Source organism: Nonomuraea sp. NPDC004354 (assembly GCF_053602555.1).
In genome coordinates, this window is record NZ_JBSGDV010000017.1 from 197104 (window position 1) to 219885 (window position 22782).

Consider the following 22782-nt stretch of genomic DNA (forward strand, 5'->3'; position numbering starts at 1 on the left):
AGAAGTCAGCGCTGAGCGGAGGCGCAGGAGTAGCTGCCGGCATCGGCCGGGTCGCCGTGGCCGGTGTAGCGGGAGACGGACGGGTACCGGCACAACTCGCGCGTCACCGTCTTGCCGGAGGAATCCGTGATGGCGGCGCTCAGCGTCTGCGGGGCCTTGCCCTGTTCGACCCAGGCCGTCAGGGCGCCGAGGGCGTCGGTGGGCTTCGGGCCGGTGCTCGTGTCGCCGGCGCAGTGGGCGACGCCCGGCGCCAGGAACAGCCGGTAGAAGTCGTCGACCTGGCGCGCGCCGCCCATGGCCAGCTCCACCCGCCGGCGGTAGTCCACGGTGCCCTCGGCGGGAATCAGCTGGTCAGCCAGGCCGTGCCAGGTGAGGAGCTTGCCACCGGACCTGCGGAACGCCGACAGGGCCGGGTCGTCGGTGCCGATGATCGTGTCGTACTCGGCCCGGGACTGCTCGAACAGCTTGGCGAACTCGGCGTAGGTGATCGTCGAGACGTCGTAGGAGGGCTGCCGCTTCAGGAACGTCGAGACCCAGATGGCAGGTACGGGGAACGGCGCGCCCACCCGGTCACCGTCCGCGTCGATGCGGGTGCCGGCCAGGTCGAAGCCGGCTCCGATCGGGATGCCGGACCACAACTTCTTACCGGACGGGGTGCGGGGGCCGGCCCAGATCTTGCGTACGACGGCGGCGTCGGCCGCGGTGATGGTCTCCCGCCCGCCGTCGCACTCGACGCTCTCGCCGATGAGCCGCCGCGGGTCGAAGGCGCACGTGGCGGGGTCGCCGACCAGCCCGTCGCGAGCGCCGTCGAGCGGGTCGCAGACCTTGACGGCGGCCTCGTTGAAGGCGTTGAACTTGCAAGGCGAGGGGAAGGTGTTCTCCTCGTTCATGACCACCTGCGGCCACAGGGTCGCGACCTCGAACTCGTCCCAGTTGATCGCCGGGGCGGTGGCCAGGATGCCGTCGAAGTCGCCGGGGTGGCGCTGGGCCTCCATGTAGCCCTGGCGGCCGCCGGTCGAGCAGCCGTTCCAGTACGAGTAGGAGACGGGCCTGCCGTAGACCTCCCTGACGACCTGCTTGCCGACGACCGCCATCTCGTGCTGGGACCGGTCGGCGAAGTTCTTCAGCAGCGCCGTGTCGACCTCTCCGGCACTGTTCAGGGCCCAGCCGGCATCCAGGTACGTGCCGACACCGGCGTCGGTGGTCGCGGCGGCGTAGCCGCTCTTGACCGCGCCGGCCAGGCCCGCGCCGTAGTCGCCGGCGGCGAAGGCGCTGCCGCCCACCGCCTGGAAACGGCCGGTCCATCCCGTCTCGGGCAGCCAGATCCGCACCGCGGCGTGGTCGCCGACACCCGGGTGGGTGAGCGTGACCGTGACGTCGCAGTAGGCCGGCACGTCCGGGATCTTCACCACTTCGGTGAACGGTGGCACGGGCTGGACGGTCACGGTGCCCGCCTCCCGGCGCACCGCCGTCACGGACTCCACCGCGGTACCGGCCGGGGCGTTCACGGAGACGGACGAGCACGTGAACGGGCTGGCGGCGGAGCTCGCGGTGCCGGCCGACGCTGCCACGGCGGCGGAGCTCGCGGTGCCGGCCGACGCTGCCACGGCGGCGGAGCCGGTGGTGCCGGCCGAGGCCGCGGCCGGCAGGCACGCCGTCGCCAGCGGCACTCCGGCCGCGAAGATGAGCAGAAGACGTTTCATGACGTTCCTCTCCGGGGTCGTCAGCTGTTGCGGTGCGTCTCACTGTCGTTCGCGGCCGGACACCGGCACATCAGTCAGTTGACGGTCAGCACCGGCGAGCGGCTCCGGGCGCAGGTCGATGGCCTGCATGCGGGGGCATCCGCGCGGTGCCGCCCGTACCCACGTCACGGACTGAAGAGTCGAATGGCTTAACGCGCTGAGGCGCGCGCAGGCACGTGAACGGCCGCCACGCGAGGCCAGGTAGCAGGCTGACCAGCGCCGTTGTGGCACTGAACGACGGCCGGGCCGGCTCGTCGTGACTGACCGTCAAGTGACCGATGTGCCCGCGATCCTTCCCGGACGACAGTGATGGCACCAGATCCGCCACCTTCGTCGGAAGCCTCGTGAAAGGGGAACATCGTGGTCAGCATCAAGGGTGTACGCAGCCGGCGGCTCATGGTGGGCGCCGTGTCGACGATCGCGATCGGTCTCCTCGCCACCGCCGCCACGCCCGCCTTCGCGGCGGACAAGCCCGCCAAGCCCACCATCGTGCTGGAGCACGGCGCCTTCGCCGACTCCTCCAGCTGGAACGGGGTGATCGAAGAGCTGCGCGCGAGCGGCTACCCCGTCGTCGCCGCGGCCAACCCGCTGCGCGGACCGGCCAACGACGCGGCCACGCTCCGCAGCGTGCTCGACCACGTCGCCGGACCCAAGATCCTCGTCGGGCACTCCTACGGCGGCTCGGTCATCAGCGTCGCCGGCGCGAACGATCCCCAGGTCAAGGCTCTCGTGTACGTCGCCGCCTTCCTGCCCGCACCCGGCGAGACCGCCCTGGAGCTGACGAACAAGTACCCCGGCTCCACCCTCCCCGGCGCCCTCGACCCCACCTCCTTCACCCTCCCCGACGGCACCACCGGAACCGACCTGTACATCAAGCCCGGCGCGTTCCGCCACCAGTTCGCCGCCGACGTACCGGCCGGCACCGCGGCCCTCATGGCCGCCACCCAGCGGCCCATCGCCCAGTCCGCCCTGGAGGAGAAGACCCAGGCCGCCGCCTGGGAGGACAAGCCCACCTGGGCGGTCATCACCACCCAGGACCTCAACATCCCCGCCGAGGTCCAGCGCTACATGGCCAAGCGCGCCCGCGCGCACTCCATCGAAGTACGCGCCTCCCATTCCGTCGCCGTCTCCCAGCCCAAGACAGTGGCCGGCGTCATCGAGAAGGCCGCACGCGCCACCCGATAGCACCGAACCGAAAGAAGGATCATGACCATGGACATGAAGCTCGAAGTCGTCGTCCTGCCCGTAACCGACGTCGACCGTGCCAAGGACTTCTACACCCGGCAGCTGAACTTCCGCCTCGACGCGGACTTCCCCATCAACGACGGTTACCGGATCATTCAGGTCACTCCCCCCGGCTCCGCCTGCTCGATCATCTTCGGCGACGGACTCACCGACGCCGGACCCGGGACGGTCCAGGGACTGCACCTGATCGTGTCCGACATCGAGCAGGCCCTCAAGGAACTGGCCGGCCGCGGCGTCGACGTCACCGGCCCGTTCCACGACGCCACCGGCGCCTTCCACCAGGCCGGCGAGACCGACCGCGTCATGGGCCTGCACCCGCAGCGTGCCAGCTACGGCTCCTTCGCCTCGTTCGCCGACCCCGACGGCAACCGCTGGTTCCTGCAGGAGATCACCCAGCGGCTGCCCGGCCGCTGACCAACGGCATCCCCGGGACACGGCCACCCCATGGAGGACCAGTGACCACCGAAGACACCCGCATCTATGACGTGGTCGTGATCGGGGCCGGCCCGGTCGGCGAGAACGTCGCCGACCGGGCCACCGCCGCCGGGCTGAGCACCGTCATCGTCGAAGGCGAACTCGTCGGCGGCGAATGCTCATACTGGGCGTGCGAACCGAGCAAAGCCCTGCTGCGGCCCGCACTCCTGCGCGCCGACGCGAGCCGGGTACCCGGCCTGGACCCGGCCGCCGCCGGGCCGCTGAAGACCGCCGCCGTACTGGCGCACCGCGACCGCATGGCCGCCCACTGGAACGATGACGACCAGGTCGAATGGCTCAAGACGGCCGGCGTCGACCTCCAACGCGGCCACGGCCGCCTCGACGGGCCACGGCGCGTGGCCGTGACCACGCCCGACGGCGGCACCGTCCACCTGCGGGCCCGGCAGGCCGTGGCCGTGTGCACCGGCAGCGGCGCCGCCCTTCCCGACCTGCCCGAGCTCGCCGCCCTGCGTCCGTGGACCAGCCGCGAAGCCACCAGCGCCCCGCAGCCGCCCGGACGTCTCGTCATCGTCGGCGCGGGCGTCGTGGCCACCGAGATGGCCACCGCCTGGCAGGCCCTCGGCTCCGAGGTCACCCTCCTGGCCCGCGGCACCCGCCTGCTGCCCCAGCTGGAACCCTTCGCCGGCGAACTCGTCGCCGACCGCCTGCGCGAAGCGGGCGCCGACCTGCGCTTCGGCGTGACCGTCGCCGCCGCGGCCCGTACCGGCGGCGAGGTCCGCCTCACCCTTTCCGACGGCGGCAGGCTCGCCGCGGACGAGGTCCTCTTCGCCACCGGCCGCGCGCCCCGCACCGGCGACATCGGCCTCGAATCCGTCGGCCTGACCCCCGGCGACTGGCTCACCACCGACGACACCCTCACCGTCACCGCCGTCCCCGGCGACTGGCTCTACGCCGTGGGCGACGTCAACGGGCGGGCCCTGCTCACCCACCAGGGCAAGTACCAGGCCCGCATCGCCGGCGCCGTCATCGCCGCCCGAGCCTGCGGCAGCCCGCTCGACACCGGACGCTGGAGCCCTCACTCCGGCACCGCCGACACCGCGGCCGTACCTCAGGTCGTCTTCACCGACCCCGAGATCGCCGGCGTCGGCCTCACCACCGTCGAAGCCCGGCGCACCGGCCGCCGCGTCGACGTCGTCGACTACGACCTCGGCCACGTCGCCGGCGCCCTCCAGCACCACCCGGGCTACCGCGGCAGAGCCCGCGCCCTCATCGACCCCGATCGCCGCACCCTCGTCGGCGCCACGTTCGCCGGGGCAGGCGTCGCCGAGCTCCTCCACTCCGCCACCGTGGCCATCACCGGCGAAATCCCCATCGAACGCCTCTGGCATGCCGTACCGCCCTTCCCCACCATCAGCGAGGTGTGGCTGCGGCTGCTCGAGACGTACCGGGACCAGCGCGGCCAGGCGACGTTCTCCCGCACCGAGCCCCCGGCGACCTGACGACCTGACGACCTGGTGGCCCGCCACGGCGTCGATCCGAGACGGCGGCAAGGCCCCCGGGGAAAGTCGCGATCGAGCGACTTTTTCGTGGTGCATTTACGGTCGCACAGAAAATCGCCAGAGATTTCTGCACAATTATCCGTACCGCCATGTCGCCATCCCGTACGTTGTCGCCGAATTCCACGAATCGTGGTTCCGCGGAGGCCGGATGTCCACTGAACCGGGCCGGCTCCAAGTCATCCACAAGCCCGCTCCAAGCAGGCCGCGGAAATCTTGCCGGTGACCGATCGGACAAAAGAAAGGGAAATCGTGTTCGCTCGCTCCAAGTCCGGCCCGCTGCTGTCACTGCTAGGCATTCTCGGGTCGCTGACCTTCGTCAGCGCGACCCCTGCGAACGCCTCAGCCGAAGCCCAACTCGGCCTTACGTTATTTGTCCAGGACGTGGACGAGGAGGGCACCTGGAGCAACGGCGACGAGGTCTTCATCAAGGTCCTCCACAATGGAGGAAACCAGCGCTACGCCCCGGTCGACGGCACGATCGACGTCAACGAGTCCAACGAGAACCAGCAGGTCGAAATCCCGTCGGCGAACACCCTCACGTTTCCGGTGGGCGACAGGGTGACAATCCAGGTGTGGGAGGACGACGTCTCAGGGGATGATCTCCTCGCCGAGGCCAAGGACGTCCTCGTCGAATGCAACCGCCCGTTCAGCGGCGTAACCGAAATCACCAAGCGCAAATATTACAGTTACTCGTTCAACGGTACGTTCTCGTGCTGGTGAGCACGGCTGCCGGCGCCCACCTCGTGATGTGCGCCACCTGCAAGACGGCAGGCTGACCACCGAACAACAAGCCAAGCGCGAGCAGGCACGGCCGGCCTGTTCGCGCAAGGACACACGAACGCCCAGCGGCGGAGATCGGGCAACCGGCGGCATCGGGCTTTGGCCTGCTGCTGTGGCCCTGCGCCCCCGCCCACAGGATCGGCGTCGCTGCCGCGACTGAGCGATGCGTGGTTCCTCCGACTTCAGGCCGAGCCGCGCGAAGGTCCAAGCGCTCGCACGGTCAGCGCCGGACACTCGCGAGAGTCGATCGGTGGACCTAACGACCTGTCGAGTTCAGCGGCTCAGGAGGCTCCTCCTGCAATCTCGCTGCGGAGGACTCCGCGTAGATCACCTGGTCGGGCGAAGGTGGCTCGATTCTGACGGTGTCGCCCCAGTTGGTCAGCCGCAGATCGGTGGTGCTGCTCGTGTACTCGCGTGAGTTCCTGCGCGTCGGTTCGGTCCGCGACGACCACATGCGCCGGACCAGACGATCCTTTCCGGCCCACAGCCGCCACGACACCTTGATCTTCTGCTCTTCCCGGTTGGGCGGCCCGCCGAAAGGAATGCTGATTGATGGATCGACCTTCGCCAGCGCGCCTGGCGTCACCATGCCCTCGTAGCGAATACCGCCATCAGCGGTAGGCCGGATTGTCAGGGAACCTGTCAATCCGATCAAGGCAGTTGAGCTGGGCTGATTCTGTGTTGGCTTCTCTGTGGCGTCCTCCTCGGTCTTGGGCTTGTTGATCCAGTCGGGGCCGGGGAGGGCAGGCGGGTGGGGTGCCGCCGCTGGCGAAGCATTCGGGGTGCGTAGCTTGCGCAGTGGCCAGAACGGCAGCGCGCCGGTCGCGGACGACTGCTGCGCGGCCGTAGTGGACGTCGACGGGATGGTGACAGCCAATCCCGGAGTGGTAGTGCTTGTGGTTGTACCAGGCGTAGAAGACCCTGTTGCCCAATTCCGCCCAGGCGGTCAGTGCCAGATCGAGAGCGGCGAGGTGGGGGGTTCTGGTGGGGCGAGCGGAGTAGCCGTCCACCAGGCGTCGAGCCGGATCACGCTGATGGTGGCGGCGGTAACACATGCCCGAGGCGGGTCTTGGCCAGGCCGATGTAGCGGGTTCGACGGGCTCCGGTTGTGGCGACGGCCTGGTGAATACGGCCTGGTGAATGACGCCTTCGACGCCAGAGCGGACCACGTACCGCATCTGCCACCGGTCGGTGGCCTGATCGACACGGATCCGCTGGAGCTCGGCGTGGACGGATGGTCAGCTGGCGACCGTAGCGCAGCGAGTTGGTGCACTGCTCGCGGCTCGGGCATGGGTGGCAGGCGGCGGTAGCAAAAAGAACCCGGATCGCCGGGAGCCCACCCTTGTCTCAGCCCTCGGTTCAGTACTCGGCTGGCCCGTCCTTGCGGGCATGTGGCCTGGCGGGCGTCCCAGTCGAAGGCGAAGGAGCTCTCGTCCTGGCGGGAGGTCGCCGCCCTGTCGGTGCTGTGAGGTGCCTCCAGCAGTTGGTATCCGTCGGCCCCGATCCTCCGCCGGGCCAACGCAGCGCGTTCATGCCGCCGGACGTGGCCAGCCCCAGGTCTGCCAGCTTCGCCAGCATCACATCGTGCTCCAGGCCGGCTTCCCGAGTCGGCGCGAGGACTGGCCGAGTCCGCGTGCGGGAGGGCAGCGGAGAGAACTGCGGAGTTCCGTGATCGCCGGATGGGGCTGCGTTGTTGTCTCAAACGAATGAAGCGGTTGGGCTCTGCTGAGGTTTCCGGTCCTGTTGATGGCGGAACATTGGCGTTTTGGTGCCAGATAGGTAATGTTTGTGCTGAATGTCTAGTTTGTAGTGCGCATCAACAGAATTGAGATGGATCCGATATCTGGTCATGCGACTGACCAGGTTAAGGCTTCGCCTGCAGGTCGCCCGTAGGGGGCGCTCGATTTCGAATGTCGTGATCAGGAACAGCGGCTTCCAGCGTCTCGTTTCGTTGCCCGGGGATGACGTGCTATAAGTTCGCGCCAACCAGTGGGCGTGTATGCGCGTGGGCGCTCTGGCGCCATGGAACGCGTGCGCCCTCCTGACGGTTTTCTCGATGTCGAGATACCTGCAGTAGTTGGAGCATGAGCGCCTCCCTCGCTGGCGAGCGTAGAGACGGCTCGCATCCACCGGTAACGACTAAGGAATCCGCCGGCGCGCCAGCTCGCTCGGGGTGCCGTGGGTCGAGGTTGGTCTGCATCCGCGGCACTGACACCACCTACTTGGCGTGCGGGGCGAACACCATGGTCAGGGCAGGTCATCATGTCAGCGATCAGCCGATGGCATGGTACACACGGACCTGCAAGGTGGCATGCGGTTGCATATTAGGTCGTCCGCTATTGACCTGAGGGGCGACAACAAAAAGGGGTGCACGTAAGTGTTTTGAACCTTACGTGACAACTGGGGCTTGTTTATATAAGCTCGGTAGCCGTGCCGGAACCCGATTCGTCTTATGTGCAAAGCCGCGTTTGTCGTGCGGCCGAAAAGCCATGGCTGTGCATAGCGGACGAAAAGGTGCTCACCCAATTCTCACGGAACGCGAACAAGTACTTGAGTGAGCCTCGGTATGATCGAGAGCGCGAAATATCCCTTTTGACCGGCAAGCTCGCGATCGAGCAAGCGGCCCGCTACGTGCTTCGTTCAGTATTTACTAGAGATATCGAGCGGGCCAGCGTAAGGTACACGACGGCGGGGGACCTAAGGAGGGCAGGGTTTGCGGTCCTGCATACCCCAGGTCGCATCTCCGCAGGTTGCGACGGTGATCTGAGTCACGTCTCGGTGATCTGGCCTGCAGACGATCCCGTCCAAAAGCAGGACATCCCCTGGGACCCCGACGTGACGGAAAGCTTCATCCGATGCTTCAATGGGCATGGAGACGAGCGGAGGTAGGGCGGTGAATCTAGACTCTTTGATCAAGCAAGGACTTCCTCCTTGGCGCCCGCGACCCGAAGCGTCCGATCTAGATGTGTGGCATGAGTACGAGATCCCGCTAACGGGCACCTTCCATCTCAACGGAGATCTCATCCTCTTTACGCAAGTAGCTGCTGCGACCGAAGAGCGAAGCGCGTGGGCATACGTGTGTATCGACCCGAACGATGCCGACTCGGTAGAGAATGCCGTTTTCCCCTCGCTGGATGAGATGGACGCGTTCGTTGAGGACAGGTTCACCGGCCACGAGGTAGTGATCGCCCTTGCGGACGGTGACAAGCTCCTCGACACCTGGACGCGAGAGATCATCGATTCCGGCGGCCTGCCGCAGGCGCTTGAGAGGGCACTCAACAAGGTGATCCAGAGCGTCAACCGTGTGGATGAACAAGAGCGTCGCATCCGGGCGAAGCTGGCAGGAGTTGAGGCGGCGAAGGCAGAACTCGACCTGCTGTCGGCTTGAAGCCGAAGGACTCAGCTCCCGCCCTCCCCTAGGGGAGGGCGGGAGTTTTGTGTGCGGCACGTGCGCCAGATTGCGTAGGACTCGCGCTCCTCTACACCGCCACAGCAATCCAGATGGCCGAGAGCGCGGCACCGTTTGATCACAGCGCGTGACACTCCGACCCTTCGGTGTCTCAGTTCCCCCAAGCGACGCCTCAACCCCGGTCAGCAGGCCCTACTGGTGCTGGTCATCCCCATCGACCAAGTGGCCGCCGACCGGCCGTACTACTCCGGCAAGCACAAGAAGCACGGTATGAACATCCAGGTCCTTGCTGCGCCCGGACGGCACGCCGCTGTGGACCTCGGGCTCGCTGCCCGGGTCGGTGCACGATCTGAAGGCCGCCCGCATCTGGGGCATCCTGCGCCGTCTGTACAGCACGGATTCGATTCTCGTCACTCGCTCCAACCGTGAAATCGGGAGGCTGTCGGTTTGCTCGACGACACCTGGCGCCGTTGCGTGAAGTGTTCGGTGTCGTCACCACGCCGCCGAGCCGGGACTCAGGCGAGCCGCCAGGCGAGAAGCCCCTCGGGCGCGTCGGCCTGGACGAAACCCGCCTCCGTGAGTTCCCCGTGGAGCGTCTCCCACACGGGACGATAGGCGTGGCCGACGATCTCCTCTTCGCCGACCACCGTGTCGCCCTGCGTGATCCGGTAGACGTAGCGGGCTGTGGCCGCCTCTTCGGTCGACTCGAGGATCTCCGACGAGACCGTGTAGAGGTGCCGGCCCACCTGGCGGGAGCCCAGTTCCTGCAGCGGGCGCGGTGCAGGGGCCCCGCCGTCACGCCAGGTGAAGACCAGGAGGCCGCCCGGTTCCAGCTGCGCTGCCAGCACCGGCCAGAGCCGCTTGCGGTAGCCGGGTTCCAGGGCGTACATCACGTTGATCATCACGATGGCCTCGACCGGCTCGGGCACGTCGACGCTCAGCGCGTCACAGGGAAGTACGGTGACCCGCTCGAGCAGGTCAGGGCGCGTGCTCAGCCGGGACAGCAACACCCCGCGCATGCCCTGCGAGGGTTCCAGGGCGAAGATCTCAGCCGATGTCCATTCGGCCATCGCCGTGGTGATCAGGCCGGTACCCGCACCGACCTCCAGGACGCTCCGCCGTACCCCGGAAAGAAGCGGAGGCAGCTTCTCGCAGATGACCGGCACGTGACCGTTCTCCTGGAGCAGGTCATAGAAGGGAAGAGAGATGAAGTCGGCCATGATCGGCCACACTACCCAGACGCTGGACGCCAAGGGCCCGTTACCGGACCAAGAGCCAGGCGGCCACGGTCTGGCATGGTAGGCGGATGCGACGACTCACCGTGCTCGGCAGCTGTGGCGCCTTTCCGGAACCAGGTCGCGCGTGCAGCGGCTTCGCGGTGGACTGGGACGGCTACCGCCTGGTGCTCGACCTCGGTTACGGCACGCTGCCGCGGCTGCTCTCGCACTGGCCGGACGGTGCCGTGGACGCCGTCGTCATCACCCACGAGCACCCGGATCACTGCGTCGACCTGCACGGGCTGTTCCGGACGCGGTTCTACGGCGACCCCGGTGGGCCGCGGCTGCCGTTGTACTGCCCGCCAGGCGTGCTCGACCGAATCAGCGGACTGGAGCCCGACGTCGACCTGCGGGCGGTCTTCGACGTGCATCCGCTGCCCGGCGGCTACCAGGTGGGGCCGTTCGAGCTGACCGGAGTGTCGCTCCCGCACTACGTGCCCAACGCGGGCATCCGCCTGCGGGCCGACGGGATCGCCCTGGCCTACACCGGGGACACCGGCCCGGCCCCCGCGCTGGCCGGGCTCGGCCGTGACGCCGACCTGTTCATCGTCGAGGCCACCGACCGCGACGGCGAGACCTGCCGTCCCACCCGCAATCTCATGACCTCCGCCGAGGCCGGTCACTGGGCTCGCCGGGCGGGCGCCCGCCGGCTGATGCTCACCCACTTCTGGCCGGGAAACGACCGGGCGGCTGCGGTGGCCGCGGCTCAGCTGGTGTTCGGCGGTGACGTGCTGGCGGCCGAGGAGGACCTCACCGTCATGCTCGGGGCCTGAAGCCGTCGGTACGGCATGCCGGGTCGCCCCCGGCAGGGCGGACACCGAGGTCGCCCGGAGGGCTGCCGGGGTCGCGGCCGAGTCGGGATGACGTGGCAGCGCGCCCGCCGCCTGCCGGGGACGCGGCCGGGCGGGTCTCGCGGTCAGCCGGCGATGCCGAGCAGTACTGCCGCGGTGCCCAGGCCGAGGACCAGCGGGTAGGCCCACCAGCGGGGCGCCGGGCCGTCCTTCAGCACGCGGACTCCCAGCGGCACCAAGGCCACGCACAGGCCCACCGTGGCGACGACCGACATCGGGCCGGTGCCCTTGAGCACGCCGATCGGCAGGGCGCTCGTCGCGGCCAGCGCCACGGACCTGGCGATTCCCAGGACGCCCGCCCGCCACGTCCCGATGGCCAGCACGACCCAGCCGAAGAAGATCGCCGTGTTCAGCGTCTGGAACACGTGGAAGGCGCCGTAGGAGTCGGCGACGGCCGTCCGCGCCGCTTCGAGGCCCCGCACGTGGACGAGCTGGGCGGCGAGATGGTTGACCCCGGCGTGGAAGGTGCGCGCGAACAGGCCGGCCAGGACCAGCGCGCCGCCCCACAGCGCCCAGCGCGGCCGGGTCGCCCACACCCGCCGGACCACGGCGACGACCGCGGGCCACAGCAGGACGTTCCCGGCGGCGAAAGCACCGTACGACAGGGTCATCCGTTCCGGACTCGTGGCGAACGCGGCCAGCTGCGCGGGGAAGAAACCGTCCACGTCGGCGCGGAGCAGGACACCGGCGAGCATCAGGACCGGACCGAGGAGCAGCCCGGCGCCCTCGACCCAACGGCCGGGGAATTCGAACGAGGTGGTCGTCATGCTGTCGATCCAACCGGCGCCGCCCTCCTCGCACATTGGCGCGGGGACGAGCCCGGGGGGTAGACCTGGCACTACCCCGGCGCGGCCTGCAGATAGGCCAGTACGGCAAGCACCCGGCGGTGGCCGTCGGCGGTGGGCGGGAGATCGAGCTTGGCGAAGATGGCGGCGATGTGCTTGGCCACGGCCGCGTCGGTGACGAACAGCGCCCGGGCGATCGAGGCGTTGGCGCGTCCTTCGGCGATCAGGCCGAGCACTTCCCGCTCTCTCGGGGTGAGGCGCTCCAGCGGGTCGCGCCGCCTGCTCAGCAGTTGCCGTACCACCTCCGGGTCGACGACCGTGCCGCCGCCTGCGACCCGGACCAGCGCGTCGACGAACTCCTCGACGTCCCCGATCCGCTCCTTCAGCAGGTAGCCGACGCCGGCGCCGCGGCCTGAGGCGAGGAGTTCGGCCGCGTAGGTCTGCTCGACGTACTGGCTGAGGACCAGCACGGCCAGATCCGGCTGTGCCGTACGCAGCTCCAGGGCGGCCCGCAGTCCTTCGTCGGTGAAGCCCGGCGGCATGCGCACGTCGACGACCGCGATGTCGGGCCGGTGCTCCTTGACCGCGGCGACCAGGGCGGCGGCGTCGCCGACGGCGGCGACGACGGCGTGCCCGAAGCGTTCGAGCAGGCCCGCCAGGCCCTCGCGGAGGAGGACGGCGTCTTCGGCGATCACTACTCGCACGGGATCTCCACACTCATCGTCGTCGGCCCGCCGGCCGGGCTGGACAGCGACAGTCTTCCGCCGACCGCCGCGACCCTGTCGGCCAGCCCCACCATGCCGGTGCCGCCCGCCGGATCGGCGCCGCCGACGCCGTCGTCCCAGACCTCCACGACGAGCACGTCGCCGGCCAGCCGGGCGCGGATCCGCGCCCGGCGTGCCCGGCTGTGCTTGGCGACGTTCGCCAGGGCCTCGGCCACGACGTAGTAGGCGGTCGTCTCGACGGCGTCGGGCAGCCGCCGCGGCAGGCGGACGTCCACGTCGACCGGGATCGGGGAACGTCCTGCCGCGTCCCGTACGGCGGCGCCGAGGCCGCGGTCGGTGAGCACCTGCGGATGCACGCCCCTGATCAGCTCCCGCAGCTCGACCAGGGCCTGTTTGGCCTCCTCGTGCGCCTGGACGAGCTGCCGGGCCGCGGGCGAGTCCGGAGGAAGGTCGAGCCGGGCCAGGCCGAGCCTCATGCTCAACGCGACGAGCCGCTGCTGGGCACCGTCGTGCAGGTCGCGCTCGATCCTGCGGCGTTCGGTCGCGAAGGCGTTCACCAGCCGGGCGCGCGAGCGCAGCACGTCGGCCAGCTCGGTGGGAGCGAGCAGCGCCCTGGTGGCGGCCGCGCGGGCGCCCGCCCAGGCGGTGAAGACGTAGGCGGCCACCGGGACCAGGAGCACCCCCGCCACCGAGCCGATCAGGGCCGCCGCCGGGGCCCACTCGTCGTCCGTGGGCTGCACCACGGGCGACAGGATCAGGACGGCGGGGCCCGCCACGGTGAAGCAGGCCACCACCAGGTCGATCCACCAGAGCGCGAGCAGGGACACCAGGCCCAGCACCACCGTTCGCGACGGCTCGGAACGCGCGGCGGACAGCGGGGCGAGATCGACCAGCCGTAGCCGCCACCGCTCGAACCCCACGACGAGCGGCACCAGGACAGCCACGGCGGCCAGCCCGGCGACGACCATCACCGGGACGAGCGCCAGGGAGGAGATCAGGCCCGCCGCGACGACGACGGCGGAGCCGGGGACGACGCTCGACAACAGGTAGGCCAGCGACCGCCACGGCCAGCTCGATCGCAGGAAGGACAGCGGACGCCGGGAGAGAGCCTCCAGCGCGGTCGAGGTGCGCACGCCCAGAAGCTATCGGCCGCCGTGGGTCACGGTTGCGACAGGAAGCCGGCGAGGGCGCCGCGGTTGCGCCGGAGGTCGTCGATGCGCTGGTCCACGGCCGCCAGTTCCCGGTCCATGAGGTCGCGCAGGTCGGCGCACCAGTCGAACTCCGGCTGGTCGCCCCGGGTGCACGGCAGCACCACGCGGATCACCTCGGTGGTCAGCCCCGCGTTCAGCAGCACGCGGACCTTCCGTACGGTGACCACCGCGTCCTCGTCGTAGCTGCGGTAACCGTTCAGATCGCGTGTGGGCTCGAGCAGGCCCTGCGCCTCGTAGTACCGCAGCAGCCGCGAGCTGACTCCGGTCCGCCGGGACAACTCCCCGATCAGCATGTGACCCGCCCTGTCCGAGGTTGACCTTCCAACCGATGTGAACCCTTAACGTCGCGCCGAGAGCAAACATTTCGCGCCCGTCGTCGGCGGCGCGGGGCCTGCCGCGGGCGCCGTGGCCGGGCCCGCCGTTCGGTCCGGCGGGTTCCGTGTCCCGGAGAGCCGGCACGGTGTGAAGGATCCCGACCCCTGGAGGGTGGTAACACATGTCAACGACGAGCGACGAGCGGCCACGGGGCGACGCCGTGGCCGGGGCGGATTCGCCGCGCTGGCCGGCGCGGTCCTGGGTGGCGTTGCTCATCTGCAGCGGGGTGATCCTGCTCGACGGGCTCGACATCTCGATGATCACGGTGGCGATACCGGAGATCCGGCAGGAGTTCGGGATGGGCGCGGCGGCCGCGCAGTGGCTGGCGGGCGCCTACATCCTGGCGTTCGGTAGCTTCCTGCTGCTGGGTGGACGCTTCGCCGACCTGTTCGGCAGGCGGCGGACGCTGGTGACCGCCATGGCGGTGTTCGCGCTGGTGTCGCTGTTCGGCGCGCTCGCCGCCGATCCGGTCCTGTTGATCGTCTCCCGCTTCGTCAAGGGCATGGCCGCGGCCTTCACCGCGCCGGCGGCCATGTCGGTGCTGACCACGACCTTTCCCGAAGGCCCGCACCGGAACAGGGCGTTCGGCATCTTCAACGTCTTCGAAGCGTCCGGGTACTCCTCCGGCCTGCTGGTGGGCGGCCTGCTCGCGGCGCTGGACTGGCGTGCCACCTTCGTACTGCCCATCCCGATCGCCGTGCTGATCCTGGTGGCCGCGCTGCGATTCCTGCCACCGGATCCACCGCGCACCGAGCGGTCGCGGCTCGACCTCGGTGGCGCCGTGACCCTGGTCGCCGGGATGCTGCTGCTGGTGTCCACGGTGTCCTCCGCGGCGGACGCCGGCTGGGCCTCGCCGTGGACGCTGGGCGGATTCGCCCTGTCCGGGCTGCTGCTGGCGGCGTTCGTGGTGATCGAGCGCACCGTCAAGGAGCCGCTGATCCGGCTGGGCATCTTCCGCAACCGCGGCCTGGTGGCCGCCAATGTCAGCGCCGCCCTGCTGTACGGCGGCGCCATGGGCTTCCAGTTCCTGCTCGCCCTCTACCTGCAGAACCTGAACGGCTGGCAGCCGTGGCAGACGGCGCTGGTGCTGCTGCCGGCGGGGCTCATGGTCGTCGTCATCGGGCCCGTGCTGGGGGCGCTGATGAACAGGTTCGGCGTCACCAGGGTGCTGATGGTGGGGCTGGTGGCGTTCATCCCGTCGTACCTGCTGATGCTGCGCATCGGCCCCGAGCCGGACCTGTGGACGGTTCTGCTGCCGTCCTCCGTGCTGTGGGGTCTGGGCTTCGCGCTCAGCATCTCGGCGTTGATGGTCGCCGGCACCAGCGGGGTGGCCGACCACGAGCAGGGGCTCGCCGCCGGGCTGCTCAACAGCTCGCTGCAGGTCGGCGGCGCCGGCGGCCTCGCGGTCGTCACCGCGGCGATCGTGCCCGGTACGCAGCTGGCCATGCTCTACCCGGGAGTGGTGGTCGCCCTGGTGTTCGCGGTCCTGACGATCGCGGCGCAGGCGCTGCGCCGAACGCGCGGGTCGTAGCGCGCGGGGGGCCGCGCCGGGCCGAGGGGACGAACCTCGTCGGCCCGGGCGGGCCGTCCCGGCGTCACGGGTGCCGGGCGGGGTGTCCGAGCAGCAGGCCCAGCAGCGTCTCGGGGTCTTCGCGGTGCGGGTCGTGGCCCGTCGGCAGGGACGTCTCGCGCACCAGGGGGAAGTCTCGCGTGACCGCTTCGAGCTGCCGCCGGGTCCACCGGCAGTAGGCGTGCCAGGCGGGCACGAGCCGCTCGGGGAACACCCCGGCGAAGGCCGTCGCGTCGCCGCTGACGACCAGGAGCGGGCACCGCGCCGCCCGGTAGGCGGCGAACAGGTCGAGGGCGGCTATCTCACGCATGATCTGAAGGAACCGGTCCGGGAGCCCGCGGCCCATCTCCGCCAGGAACGCGGTCATCTCCCGGCAGGCCTCCGCCGCCGCGTCCGCGTCCAGCGCGTCGAACTGGTCGGGCCGCGTGGGGTTGCCATGGCCGTCCAGGTTGACCGCGAGCGGGCACTCCGGGTGCTCCCCGGCCCACAGCGTGGCGACCATCCCGCCAAGGGAATGCCCGACGACCAGGGGCCGGTGAAGCCGGTGGGCCTCGGCGACGGCGCTGACGTCCTGGAGAGCCTCCCGCCACGACCACGGCGCCGCACCGGACTCCCCGTGATCGCGGAGATCCATGGCCACCGGCCGGAACCCGTTGTCCGCGAGCAGCCCCGCGAAGGCCGTCCAGTCCTCGCGTGTCCGTCCGCCGCCGTGCAGGAGGAGCACGTCCGTGCCGTGTCCCCCGTGATCCTCCGCCGCGATCACCACATCGCCGGCCGCGATCTTGCTGACCGTTCCCACGCCGCTGGCCCCTTGTCGTCGTCCCGTCCGCCGTTCTTCGTAACATCCGGGTACGGCCGCCGCCACGGCTTTTCCGCCGGCGCACGCCGTACCGGGAGGACGAACCGGGGCCCGACCAGGGGAGCGACGATAATGGACAGCGCCCCCCACCGCGGAGGAACAACCTGGGAGGGCTCGTGGAACTCGGGTTGAGAGACAAGGTCGCGGTCGTCACCGGTGGCAGCGCGGGGATCGGCCTGGCCGTCGCGCACGGCCTCGCCGCCGAGGGGGTGCATCTCGTCCTCGCGGCACGCGGCGCCGACCGGCTCGACGACGAGGCGCGCGGCATCAGAGAGACGTACGGCGTGCGGGTGCTGCCCGTCGCGTGCGACGTGGCGACGGCGGCCGGCACGACGGCGCTGGCCGCGGCGGCCGAGGACGCCTTCGCGGGCACGGACATCCTGGTCAACAACGCGGGCTCCGGCTCGAACGAGACCATCCTCGACGCGCCCGACGAGAAGTGGCAGGCCTACTGGGACCTGCACGTCATGGCCGCGGTACGGCTGGCCCGCGGTCTCGTGCCCGGCATGCGGCGGCGCGGCGGCGGGGTCATCCTCCACAACGCCTCGATCTGCGCGGTGCAGCCGCTGTGGTACGAGCCGATCTACAACGTGACCAAGGCCGCGCTCATGATGTTCTCCAAGACGCTGTCGACCGAGGTGGTCGGGGACAACATCCGCGTCAACTGCGTCAACCCCGGCCTGGTCCTCACCCCCGACTGGGTGAAGACGGCGAAGGAGCTCACCGCCGGCACCGGCGGAGACTGGCGGGGGCACCTCGACGAGGTCGCGCGGGAGCACGCGCCCATCAAGCGCTTCGCCACGCCGGAGGAGGTGGCGGACTTCGTCGTCTTCCTGTGCTCGGACCGCGCCGGCTACTCGGTGGGCTCCACCTACTTCGTCGACGGCGGCATGCTGCGAACGGTGTGACGCGCCCGCGCCCGCGCAGGAGTCCGGCCGGGACGGACGTGGCCTGATCGCCGGGATCCCCCGGAACGCATACGTTTCCTTCGTGGACATTCCCGAGCTCGCCGATCTGATCTGGCTCTTCGAAGGCGATCCGGAACCCCAGCACGACGACGTCGGCTGGCCGATCGGTCTGCACGCCTTTCACCTCGTCCGGGGTGCGACGGCCGTGCTCTTCTCCCTCGACCCGTTGGCGGGCGAGGCCTACGTCAGCCTTTACGCCGACGGCCAGGAGATCGCGACCGTAAGCAGGCTGCGGCCGCTCGGCCGGCTTTCCGTCGAATCGGACGGGCCTCGCTACGAAGGGCTCACGCTGTGGTTCCGCGACGAGAACAGGGCCCCCGTCAGGCTGCAGACCAAACCTGTGATCCGCATGACCTGGTAGGGCCCGCGCCCGCGGAGGAGGTCACCGGTTGCCGGGGCGGGTGAAGCCCAGGGGCGTGCCGCCGTAGCCGGAGATCTTGACCACGTCGCCCGTCTTGGGCGCGTGGATCATCGTCTGCTTCTCCGGGTCGAGCACGATGCCCACGTGGTCGGCCGTGCCGTCCCCGTTGTTGTCGAAGAAGACGAGGTCGCCCGGCTGGACCGCGCCGCTGGGGATGCGCGGTCCGCGCAACCACTGGTCGTGGGCGACCCGCGGGATCTGCGTCCCCGCCGACTCGTACGCGCGCAGCGTCAGCCCCGAGCAGTCGAAGGAGTCGGGCCCCACGGCGCCCCAGACGTAGGGGTCCCTGAGCTGCTTCAGCGCGTAGTCGATGACGGCCTGCGCGCGCGGGTTCGGCGCGAGGCTGTGGGCGTTCGGCGGGACGGCGAGCGAGGGCGCCCCGCTGCCGCCGCCGCTGCCGCCGCCAGGGCTGTACCCGTTGCCGCCGCTCGGCGTGTAGCCGTTGCCGCCCGGCGTGCCGTTCCCGTTGTAGGAGGCGAGCTGGGTGGTGCCGCTCTTGGGCTGGAAGTCGGGGTCGGGGATCCAGCGCTTGTCGGCGTTGTTCCCGGGGACGAAGTCACGGTCGCCGGGGGCCTTGATGGCGGAGAAGAACTTCTTGTCCTCGGGGACGTACTTCTCAAGCTCCGCGATCGCGTTGTTGACGGCGGTCAGCGCCTCGCCGCGCGGCTTCTGGGCCTCCCGGACGCCTTCCGCCTCCTTGGCCCTGATGGAGGTCAACGAGATGGACGTGGTGTCCGGGTCGTTGCGCTGCTCGTCGAGCCACGCGCGCTTGTCCCGGTAGATGCCCTGGACGGTGCTCTTGGCCGTTGCCAGCGCGGTGCCGGCCGCGTCGAGCTTGTCGGCGCAGCTCGTCAGCGCGGTGCTCAGGGCCGTGCCCTGCGCCGGGTACTGGGCCATGTAGGTGGCGAAGTCCTCGGCGGCGCCGCCGTTCCAGGCGTTGTCCACGCCGCGCACGGCACGCTGGAGGGCGCCGGTCTCCGTGGTGATGGTACCGGCCAGCTCGCGCCAGCGTTTCGCGACGGCGGTGATCTCGGTCTGCTTGCCGTCCAGGTCCTCGATGATGTCCTGGATGTCGCTGAGGTAGCGGTCCCAGATGTCGCTCACACCTGCTCCGCCCGTGTGGGGACGGGGAGGTCGGCCTTCTTGACGTTGGCGACGACCGTGTCGATGGCCGTCTCGACCTTGTCGAGGTTCTGGTAGGCGTGGCCCATCTCGGCGTCGACCTTCTTGTCGAGGTCGTTGACGAGCTTGGTGAGCGCGGCGGACCTCTCGTCGAGCGAGCCGAAGGTACCGCCCGCCGTGGTCGGGGGCGTCCGGTCGGCGATGGCCCTGAACTGGTTCGCGACGCCCTTGGCCTTGGAGGCGCAGTCTTCCAGCGCGTCGAAGTAGATATCGAACCCTGCCACGCGAGCCCGCCTCCCGTGTCACGCTGACATCAATGGCCACGACAATCTAACACTCTTAGTGATCAATGCGGCGATATCTCCGGAGACCACGGCCACACCGTCCTGTGGCCGTGGGTCGCCCGATCGTCGGCATCCCTCGTCGCGCCCGCCGCTAGGGCAGCTCGATGGCGTTCTTCACGTGGTCCACCGGGCTCGGGCCGGCCGGGTCCTGTTCCATGTGCTTGCGGTTCTCCTCGACGAGCGCCTGGTTGAGTTCCACGAACGGCCGCATGCGCGCCTCGTAGGCGGCGAACGCGCTCTCGTGGCCGGCCTTGGCCAGCTCGTCGGCGAGAACGTACGCGCCCACCAGGGCCAGGCTGGTGCCCTGGCCGGACAGCGGCGACGCGCAGTAGCCCGCGTCGCCGAGCAGCGCCACCCGCCCGGTCGACCAGCGGTCCATGCGGACCTGGGCCATCGAGTCGAAGTAGAAGTCCGGCGCGTCCCACATCGCCTTCAGCAGCCGGGGCACCTCCCAGCCCCCGTGCGCGCAGTGCTCGGCGACCAGCCGCTTCTGCGCCTCGACGTCGCGGTAGTCGTACTCGATCGGCCCCTGGGCCTCGAAGCCGAGGTTGACGCGGAGTTCGGTGTTGCCGCGCACGGGGTAGACCGCGCCGCCCGTGGTCCCGTCGTTGAACCAGGTCTGCCAGTCCTCCAGACCCAGGTAGTTGTCCGTGGAGAAGATCGCCACGTACGTCCCGAGGTGATGGACGAACTGCTCCTCGGGGCCGAAGGCGAGCCGGCGCACGTTCGAGTGCAGGCCGTCCGCGCCGACGACCAGGTCGAACACGCGCGGGGCCGTCCGCTCGAAGGTGACGTGGACGCCGTGCTCGTCCTGGACGAGCGAGGTGATGGAGTCGCCGAAGACGTACTCGACGTCTTCATGTGTCCTTTCGTGGATCAGGCGGCTCAGGTCTTCGCGGAGCAGTTCCACGTCGTCGCTGTCGAGACGGCCGCTCGACAGCGCCACCTCCGTGGACCGCCACAGCTCGTTACCCTCTCCGTCGAGCATGGACATGCCCTTCATGTGGGTACGGCAGCTCCGCACGTCGGAGAGGATGCCCATCCGGTCGGCGACCGTGAGGGCGGCGCCGCGCACGTCGACCGCCTGGCCGCCGGGACGCAGGCCGGGAGCGCGCTCGACGACGGTGACGGTGAAGCCGTGGCGGCGGAGGAAGGAGGCGAGGGCGGGGCCGGCGATGCTCGCGCCGGAGATCAGCACAGAAGTCATGGTGCATTGGTAGTCCCGATGCCGCTCGACCCCCTAACTGTGCTAGAACAGATTCGCCCGTTCGTATCACATCTGTTCTAGGACAGCTCGATGGAAGCCCCCTACCTGCGCATCGCCGCCGAGCTCCGGCGCCGTATCCAGACGGGCGAGCTCGCCCCCGGCGACAAGGCGCCCTCCACCCGTGCCGTCGCCCGCGACTTCGGGGTGGCGCTGGCCACCGCGGTGCGGGCGCTCGCCGTCCTCAAGGAAGAAGGCCTGGTGGAGGCCCGCCCCAGGTCGGGCATGGTGGTGGCGGCCACGCTGAGCAGGCCGCGCCGGCGCGCGGGGGCGGCGGAGCTGACACGGGAGCGGATCGTGCGCGAGGGGATCGCGATCGCCGACGCGGAAGGGCTCGGCGCGGTGACCATCAGGGCCGTGGCCGCGCGGCTCGGCGTCGCGGCGGCGGCGATCTACCGGCACGTGCGGGGCAGGGACGACCTGGTCCGGACCATGGCGGACCTCGCCTACGGCGAGGAGCGCTACCCGGCCACGGCGCTCGGCCGGCGGGAACGGCTGGAGGCGGTCGCGCGCACGCTGTGGCGGACCTACCGGCGGCATCCCTGGCTGCCCCACCTGGCTCCGCTCAGCCGCCCCCTTCCCCTGCCCGGCCTGCTCCGCCACGGCGAGCAGCTGCTGCGCGCGCTCGACGGCCTCGGGCTCGACCCCGAGACCATGCTCACCATCGAGATCCTGTTCTACTCGTACGCGCAGGGTCTGGCCGTCCACGTCGAGCGGGAGGCTCAGGCGATGTCGGCCACCGGGCTGTCCGACGAGCAGTGGCTCGACACCCAGGAGAGGGCGATGAACGCCTTCGTCGCCTCCGGCCAGGCTCCCCTGTTCTCCGGGCTGATCAGGGGCCTCGGCGAGAAGGGGTACGAGTTCGACCTCGACAGGCTCTTCGAGTTCGGGCTGCGGACGCTCCTCGACGGCCTGAACCTCGACGACGGCCGCTGACGCCGTCCCCGGCTCGAAGCGAGCCCGCCACGAACGCCCCGCCGTAGGCGGCCAGGACGCGGCCGATGTCGCAGCCGCCTGGAGCAGCAGCCCGGATCACGGGGGGCGTGGCGGTTTCGGGGGACGCGGAGTAGGGTGGTTATACGTATAAGCACCGACATCCGAGGGGAACCATGCAGCTCGAAGTCCGCGAGTGGGGGTCGGCGGGAGCCGGCAAGCTCGCCATCCTCATCCACGGCGCCATGTCCTCGTCCGCCACCTGGTGCCGCGTCGCCCCGCTGCTGGTCGAGCGCGGCTACCACGTCCTGGCACCCGACCTGCGCGGCCACGGGGCCAGCGGCTGGGCCGGCTCCTACCGGGCGGAGGACTTCGCCGCCGACGTGGCCGAGTCGCTGCCCGCCGGAGCCGACATCGCGATCGGCCACTCGCTGGGCGGTCGCACGCTCGCGCTCGCCGTCGACGCGCTCTCCCCCGCCAAGGCCGTCTACAGCGATCCGGCGTGGCTGCTGTCGGGCGCGCAGGCCGACGTGGCGACGATGGCCGGGTTCGCGCAGGCCACCAAGACCGCGACGGCCGAGCAGATCGCCCAGATGAACCCGCGGTGGGCGGCCGAGGACGTGGCCGCCGAGCTCGAGGGCTTCGCCGCGTGGGACCTCAGGGTGATGGACGCCATCGGCGCCTTCGGCGACCTCGACCTGAAGCCGCCCGCCGTCCCTTCGCTGGTCCAGGCGGCCGACGTGGGCTTCCTGATCTCCCGGGAGTACGGCAGGCGGCTGGAGGAGCTCGGCTACCGGGTCGCGTTCGTGCCGGGCACGGGACACTGCGTCCACCGCGACGACCTCGACGGCTTCATGGCCTCGCTCGACGGCTGGATCTGACCACATGTGTGGATCAAGAATGTTAT

General features: G+C 70.0%; 23 protein-coding genes and 1 pseudogene. 12 read left to right on the forward strand and 12 right to left on the reverse strand.

Features of this window, described 5'->3' with window-relative positions:
• Positions 1-5 precede the first annotated feature (5 nt).
• Positions 6-1703: a DUF6351 family protein gene (locus tag ACWENQ_RS35510; RefSeq protein WP_452418105.1), complete on the reverse strand. Its 1698-nt coding sequence runs from the start codon at positions 1701-1703 to the stop codon at positions 6-8.
• Positions 1704-2102: 399 nt separating this feature from the next.
• On the opposite strand from ACWENQ_RS35510, the gene ACWENQ_RS35515 reads away from it, so the two are divergent.
• The 4 genes from ACWENQ_RS35515 to ACWENQ_RS35530 all read left to right on the forward strand — a co-directional run bounded on the left by ACWENQ_RS35515 (position 2103) and on the right by ACWENQ_RS35530 (position 5701).
• Complete coding sequence (locus ACWENQ_RS35515; protein ID WP_452418106.1) at positions 2103-2927, forward strand: alpha/beta fold hydrolase; 825 nt, start codon at positions 2103-2105, stop codon at positions 2925-2927.
• A 21-nt stretch (positions 2928-2948) separates the two neighbouring features.
• Positions 2949-3401, forward strand: a complete 453-nt coding sequence (locus tag ACWENQ_RS35520; RefSeq protein WP_452418107.1) for a VOC family protein — start codon at positions 2949-2951, stop codon at positions 3399-3401.
• 41 nt (positions 3402-3442) lie between these two features.
• Positions 3443-4921, forward strand: coding sequence for a dihydrolipoyl dehydrogenase family protein (locus ACWENQ_RS35525; protein ID WP_449914571.1), 1479 nt, complete (start codon positions 3443-3445; stop codon positions 4919-4921).
• A gap of 273 nt (positions 4922-5194) precedes the next feature.
• Positions 5195-5701 (forward strand): hypothetical protein, encoded by a 507-nt coding sequence (locus tag ACWENQ_RS35530; protein ID WP_449914573.1) that lies wholly within the window; start codon positions 5195-5197, stop codon positions 5699-5701.
• Positions 5702-6017: 316 nt separating this feature from the next.
• Here the strand turns inward: ACWENQ_RS35530 and ACWENQ_RS35535 are convergent, their stop codons facing one another.
• Positions 6018-6638 (reverse strand): hypothetical protein, encoded by a 621-nt coding sequence (locus ACWENQ_RS35535; protein ID WP_449914575.1) that lies wholly within the window; start codon positions 6636-6638, stop codon positions 6018-6020.
• A gap of 149 nt (positions 6639-6787) precedes the next feature.
• Positions 6788-7087 carry a transposase gene (locus tag ACWENQ_RS35540; RefSeq protein ID WP_449916161.1) on the reverse strand — a complete coding sequence of 100 codons (300 nt, stop codon included), beginning with the start codon at positions 7085-7087 and terminating at the stop codon, positions 6788-6790.
• Positions 7088-8726: 1639 nt separating this feature from the next.
• Between ACWENQ_RS35540 and ACWENQ_RS35545 the strand changes: the two genes are divergently transcribed.
• Positions 8727-9149 (forward strand): hypothetical protein, encoded by a 423-nt coding sequence (locus ACWENQ_RS35545; protein WP_354919830.1) that lies wholly within the window; start codon positions 8727-8729, stop codon positions 9147-9149.
• A 225-nt stretch (positions 9150-9374) separates the two neighbouring features.
• Positions 9375-9558: pseudogene (locus ACWENQ_RS35550) on the forward strand (transposase family protein); the annotation flags it as partial.
• 127 nt (positions 9559-9685) lie between these two features.
• Here ACWENQ_RS35550 and ACWENQ_RS35555 read toward each other — a convergent pair.
• Positions 9686-10390 carry a class I SAM-dependent methyltransferase gene (locus tag ACWENQ_RS35555; protein ID WP_449914577.1) on the reverse strand — a complete coding sequence of 235 codons (705 nt, stop codon included), beginning with the start codon at positions 10388-10390 and terminating at the stop codon, positions 9686-9688.
• 86 nt (positions 10391-10476) lie between these two features.
• Here ACWENQ_RS35555 and ACWENQ_RS35560 point away from each other — a divergent pair, with 86 nt between their 5' ends.
• Positions 10477-11220, forward strand: coding sequence for an MBL fold metallo-hydrolase (locus ACWENQ_RS35560; protein WP_452418108.1), 744 nt, complete (start codon positions 10477-10479; stop codon positions 11218-11220).
• A 143-nt stretch (positions 11221-11363) separates the two neighbouring features.
• Here ACWENQ_RS35560 and ACWENQ_RS35565 read toward each other — a convergent pair whose 3' ends face one another.
• The 4 genes from ACWENQ_RS35565 to ACWENQ_RS35580 all read right to left on the reverse strand — a co-directional run bounded on the left by ACWENQ_RS35565 (position 11364) and on the right by ACWENQ_RS35580 (position 14312).
• The gene (locus tag ACWENQ_RS35565; RefSeq protein ID WP_452418110.1) at positions 11364-12065 is read right to left on the reverse strand and encodes a hypothetical protein; all 702 of its coding nucleotides are present in this window, start codon (positions 12063-12065) and stop codon (positions 11364-11366) included.
• A 71-nt stretch (positions 12066-12136) separates the two neighbouring features.
• Positions 12137-12787: a response regulator gene (locus ACWENQ_RS35570; protein ID WP_449914588.1), complete on the reverse strand. Its 651-nt coding sequence runs from the start codon at positions 12785-12787 to the stop codon at positions 12137-12139.
• Entirely contained in the window at positions 12778-13941 is a 1164-nt protein-coding gene (locus ACWENQ_RS35575) for a sensor histidine kinase (protein WP_452418112.1), read from the reverse strand. Before ACWENQ_RS35575 ends, ACWENQ_RS35570 begins: the two co-directional genes overlap by 10 nt.
• Positions 13942-13967: 26 nt before the next feature.
• Positions 13968-14312, reverse strand: a complete 345-nt coding sequence (locus ACWENQ_RS35580) for a MerR family transcriptional regulator (protein ID WP_354919812.1) — start codon at positions 14310-14312, stop codon at positions 13968-13970.
• 203 nt (positions 14313-14515) lie between these two features.
• Here ACWENQ_RS35580 and ACWENQ_RS35585 point away from each other — a divergent pair, with 203 nt between their 5' ends.
• On the forward strand, positions 14516-15925 hold the full coding sequence (locus tag ACWENQ_RS35585; protein ID WP_452418113.1) for an MFS transporter: 1410 nt from the start codon (positions 14516-14518) through the stop codon (positions 15923-15925).
• A gap of 64 nt (positions 15926-15989) precedes the next feature.
• Here the strand turns inward: ACWENQ_RS35585 and ACWENQ_RS35590 are convergent, their stop codons facing one another.
• Positions 15990-16763, reverse strand: a complete 774-nt coding sequence (locus ACWENQ_RS35590; RefSeq protein ID WP_452418114.1) for an alpha/beta fold hydrolase — start codon at positions 16761-16763, stop codon at positions 15990-15992.
• Positions 16764-16939: 176 nt separating this feature from the next.
• On the opposite strand from ACWENQ_RS35590, the gene ACWENQ_RS35595 reads away from it, so the two are divergent.
• Together ACWENQ_RS35595 and ACWENQ_RS35600 are read left to right on the forward strand one after the other, a co-directional pair.
• Positions 16940-17731 carry an SDR family NAD(P)-dependent oxidoreductase gene (locus ACWENQ_RS35595; RefSeq protein ID WP_452418116.1) on the forward strand — a complete coding sequence of 264 codons (792 nt, stop codon included), beginning with the start codon at positions 16940-16942 and terminating at the stop codon, positions 17729-17731.
• Between the two features lie 82 nt (positions 17732-17813).
• Positions 17814-18152 (forward strand): DUF3108 domain-containing protein, encoded by a 339-nt coding sequence (locus ACWENQ_RS35600; protein WP_354919803.1) that lies wholly within the window; start codon positions 17814-17816, stop codon positions 18150-18152.
• Positions 18153-18173: 21 nt separating this feature from the next.
• On the opposite strand, the gene ACWENQ_RS35605 is transcribed toward ACWENQ_RS35600, so the two are convergent.
• The 3 genes from ACWENQ_RS35605 to ACWENQ_RS35615 all read right to left on the reverse strand — a co-directional run bounded on the left by ACWENQ_RS35605 (position 18174) and on the right by ACWENQ_RS35615 (position 20885).
• Entirely contained in the window at positions 18174-19316 is a 1143-nt protein-coding gene (locus ACWENQ_RS35605) for a bifunctional WXG100 family type VII secretion target/C40 family peptidase (protein ID WP_449914600.1), read from the reverse strand.
• Positions 19313-19618, reverse strand: coding sequence for a hypothetical protein (locus ACWENQ_RS35610; RefSeq protein ID WP_354919797.1), 306 nt, complete (start codon positions 19616-19618; stop codon positions 19313-19315). Before ACWENQ_RS35610 ends, ACWENQ_RS35605 begins: the two co-directional genes overlap by 4 nt.
• 151 nt (positions 19619-19769) lie before the next feature.
• A complete protein-coding gene (locus ACWENQ_RS35615) occupies positions 19770-20885 on the reverse strand; it encodes an FAD-dependent monooxygenase (RefSeq protein ID WP_452418118.1) in 1116 nt (371 codons plus the stop codon).
• 90 nt (positions 20886-20975) lie between these two features.
• On the opposite strand from ACWENQ_RS35615, the gene ACWENQ_RS35620 reads away from it, so the two are divergent.
• Together ACWENQ_RS35620 and ACWENQ_RS35625 are read left to right on the forward strand one after the other, a co-directional pair.
• A complete protein-coding gene (locus ACWENQ_RS35620; protein WP_354919791.1) occupies positions 20976-21878 on the forward strand; it encodes a GntR family transcriptional regulator in 903 nt (300 codons plus the stop codon).
• A 173-nt stretch (positions 21879-22051) separates the two neighbouring features.
• Positions 22052-22756 carry an alpha/beta fold hydrolase gene (locus ACWENQ_RS35625; protein ID WP_452418120.1) on the forward strand — a complete coding sequence of 235 codons (705 nt, stop codon included), beginning with the start codon at positions 22052-22054 and terminating at the stop codon, positions 22754-22756.
• Positions 22757-22782: the final 26 nt, after the last annotated feature.

Bases quoted from the DNA above. Each gene is read 5' to 3' on its own strand.
- ACWENQ_RS35585 (WP_452418113.1), top strand. From the start codon at position 14,516: ATGTCAACGACGAGCGACGAGCGGCCACGGGGCGACGCCGTGGCCGGG.
- ACWENQ_RS35560 (WP_452418108.1), top strand. From the start codon at position 10,477: ATGCGACGACTCACCGTGCTCGGCAGCTGTGGCGCCTTTCCGGAACCA.
- ACWENQ_RS35565 (WP_452418110.1), bottom strand. From the start codon at position 12,065: ATGACGACCACCTCGTTCGAATTCCCCGGCCGTTGGGTCGAGGGCGCC.
- ACWENQ_RS35615 (WP_452418118.1), bottom strand. From the start codon at position 20,885: ATGACTTCTGTGCTGATCTCCGGCGCGAGCATCGCCGGCCCCGCCCTC.
- ACWENQ_RS35580 (WP_354919812.1), bottom strand. From the start codon at position 14,312: ATGCTGATCGGGGAGTTGTCCCGGCGGACCGGAGTCAGCTCGCGGCTG.
- ACWENQ_RS35510 (WP_452418105.1), bottom strand. From the start codon at position 1,703: ATGAAACGTCTTCTGCTCATCTTCGCGGCCGGAGTGCCGCTGGCGACG.
- ACWENQ_RS35625 (WP_452418120.1), top strand. From the start codon at position 22,052: ATGCAGCTCGAAGTCCGCGAGTGGGGGTCGGCGGGAGCCGGCAAGCTC.
- ACWENQ_RS35555 (WP_449914577.1), bottom strand. From the start codon at position 10,390: ATGGCCGACTTCATCTCTCTTCCCTTCTATGACCTGCTCCAGGAGAAC.
- ACWENQ_RS35620 (WP_354919791.1), top strand. From the start codon at position 20,976: ATGGAAGCCCCCTACCTGCGCATCGCCGCCGAGCTCCGGCGCCGTATC.
- ACWENQ_RS35520 (WP_452418107.1), top strand. From the start codon at position 2,949: ATGACCATGGACATGAAGCTCGAAGTCGTCGTCCTGCCCGTAACCGAC.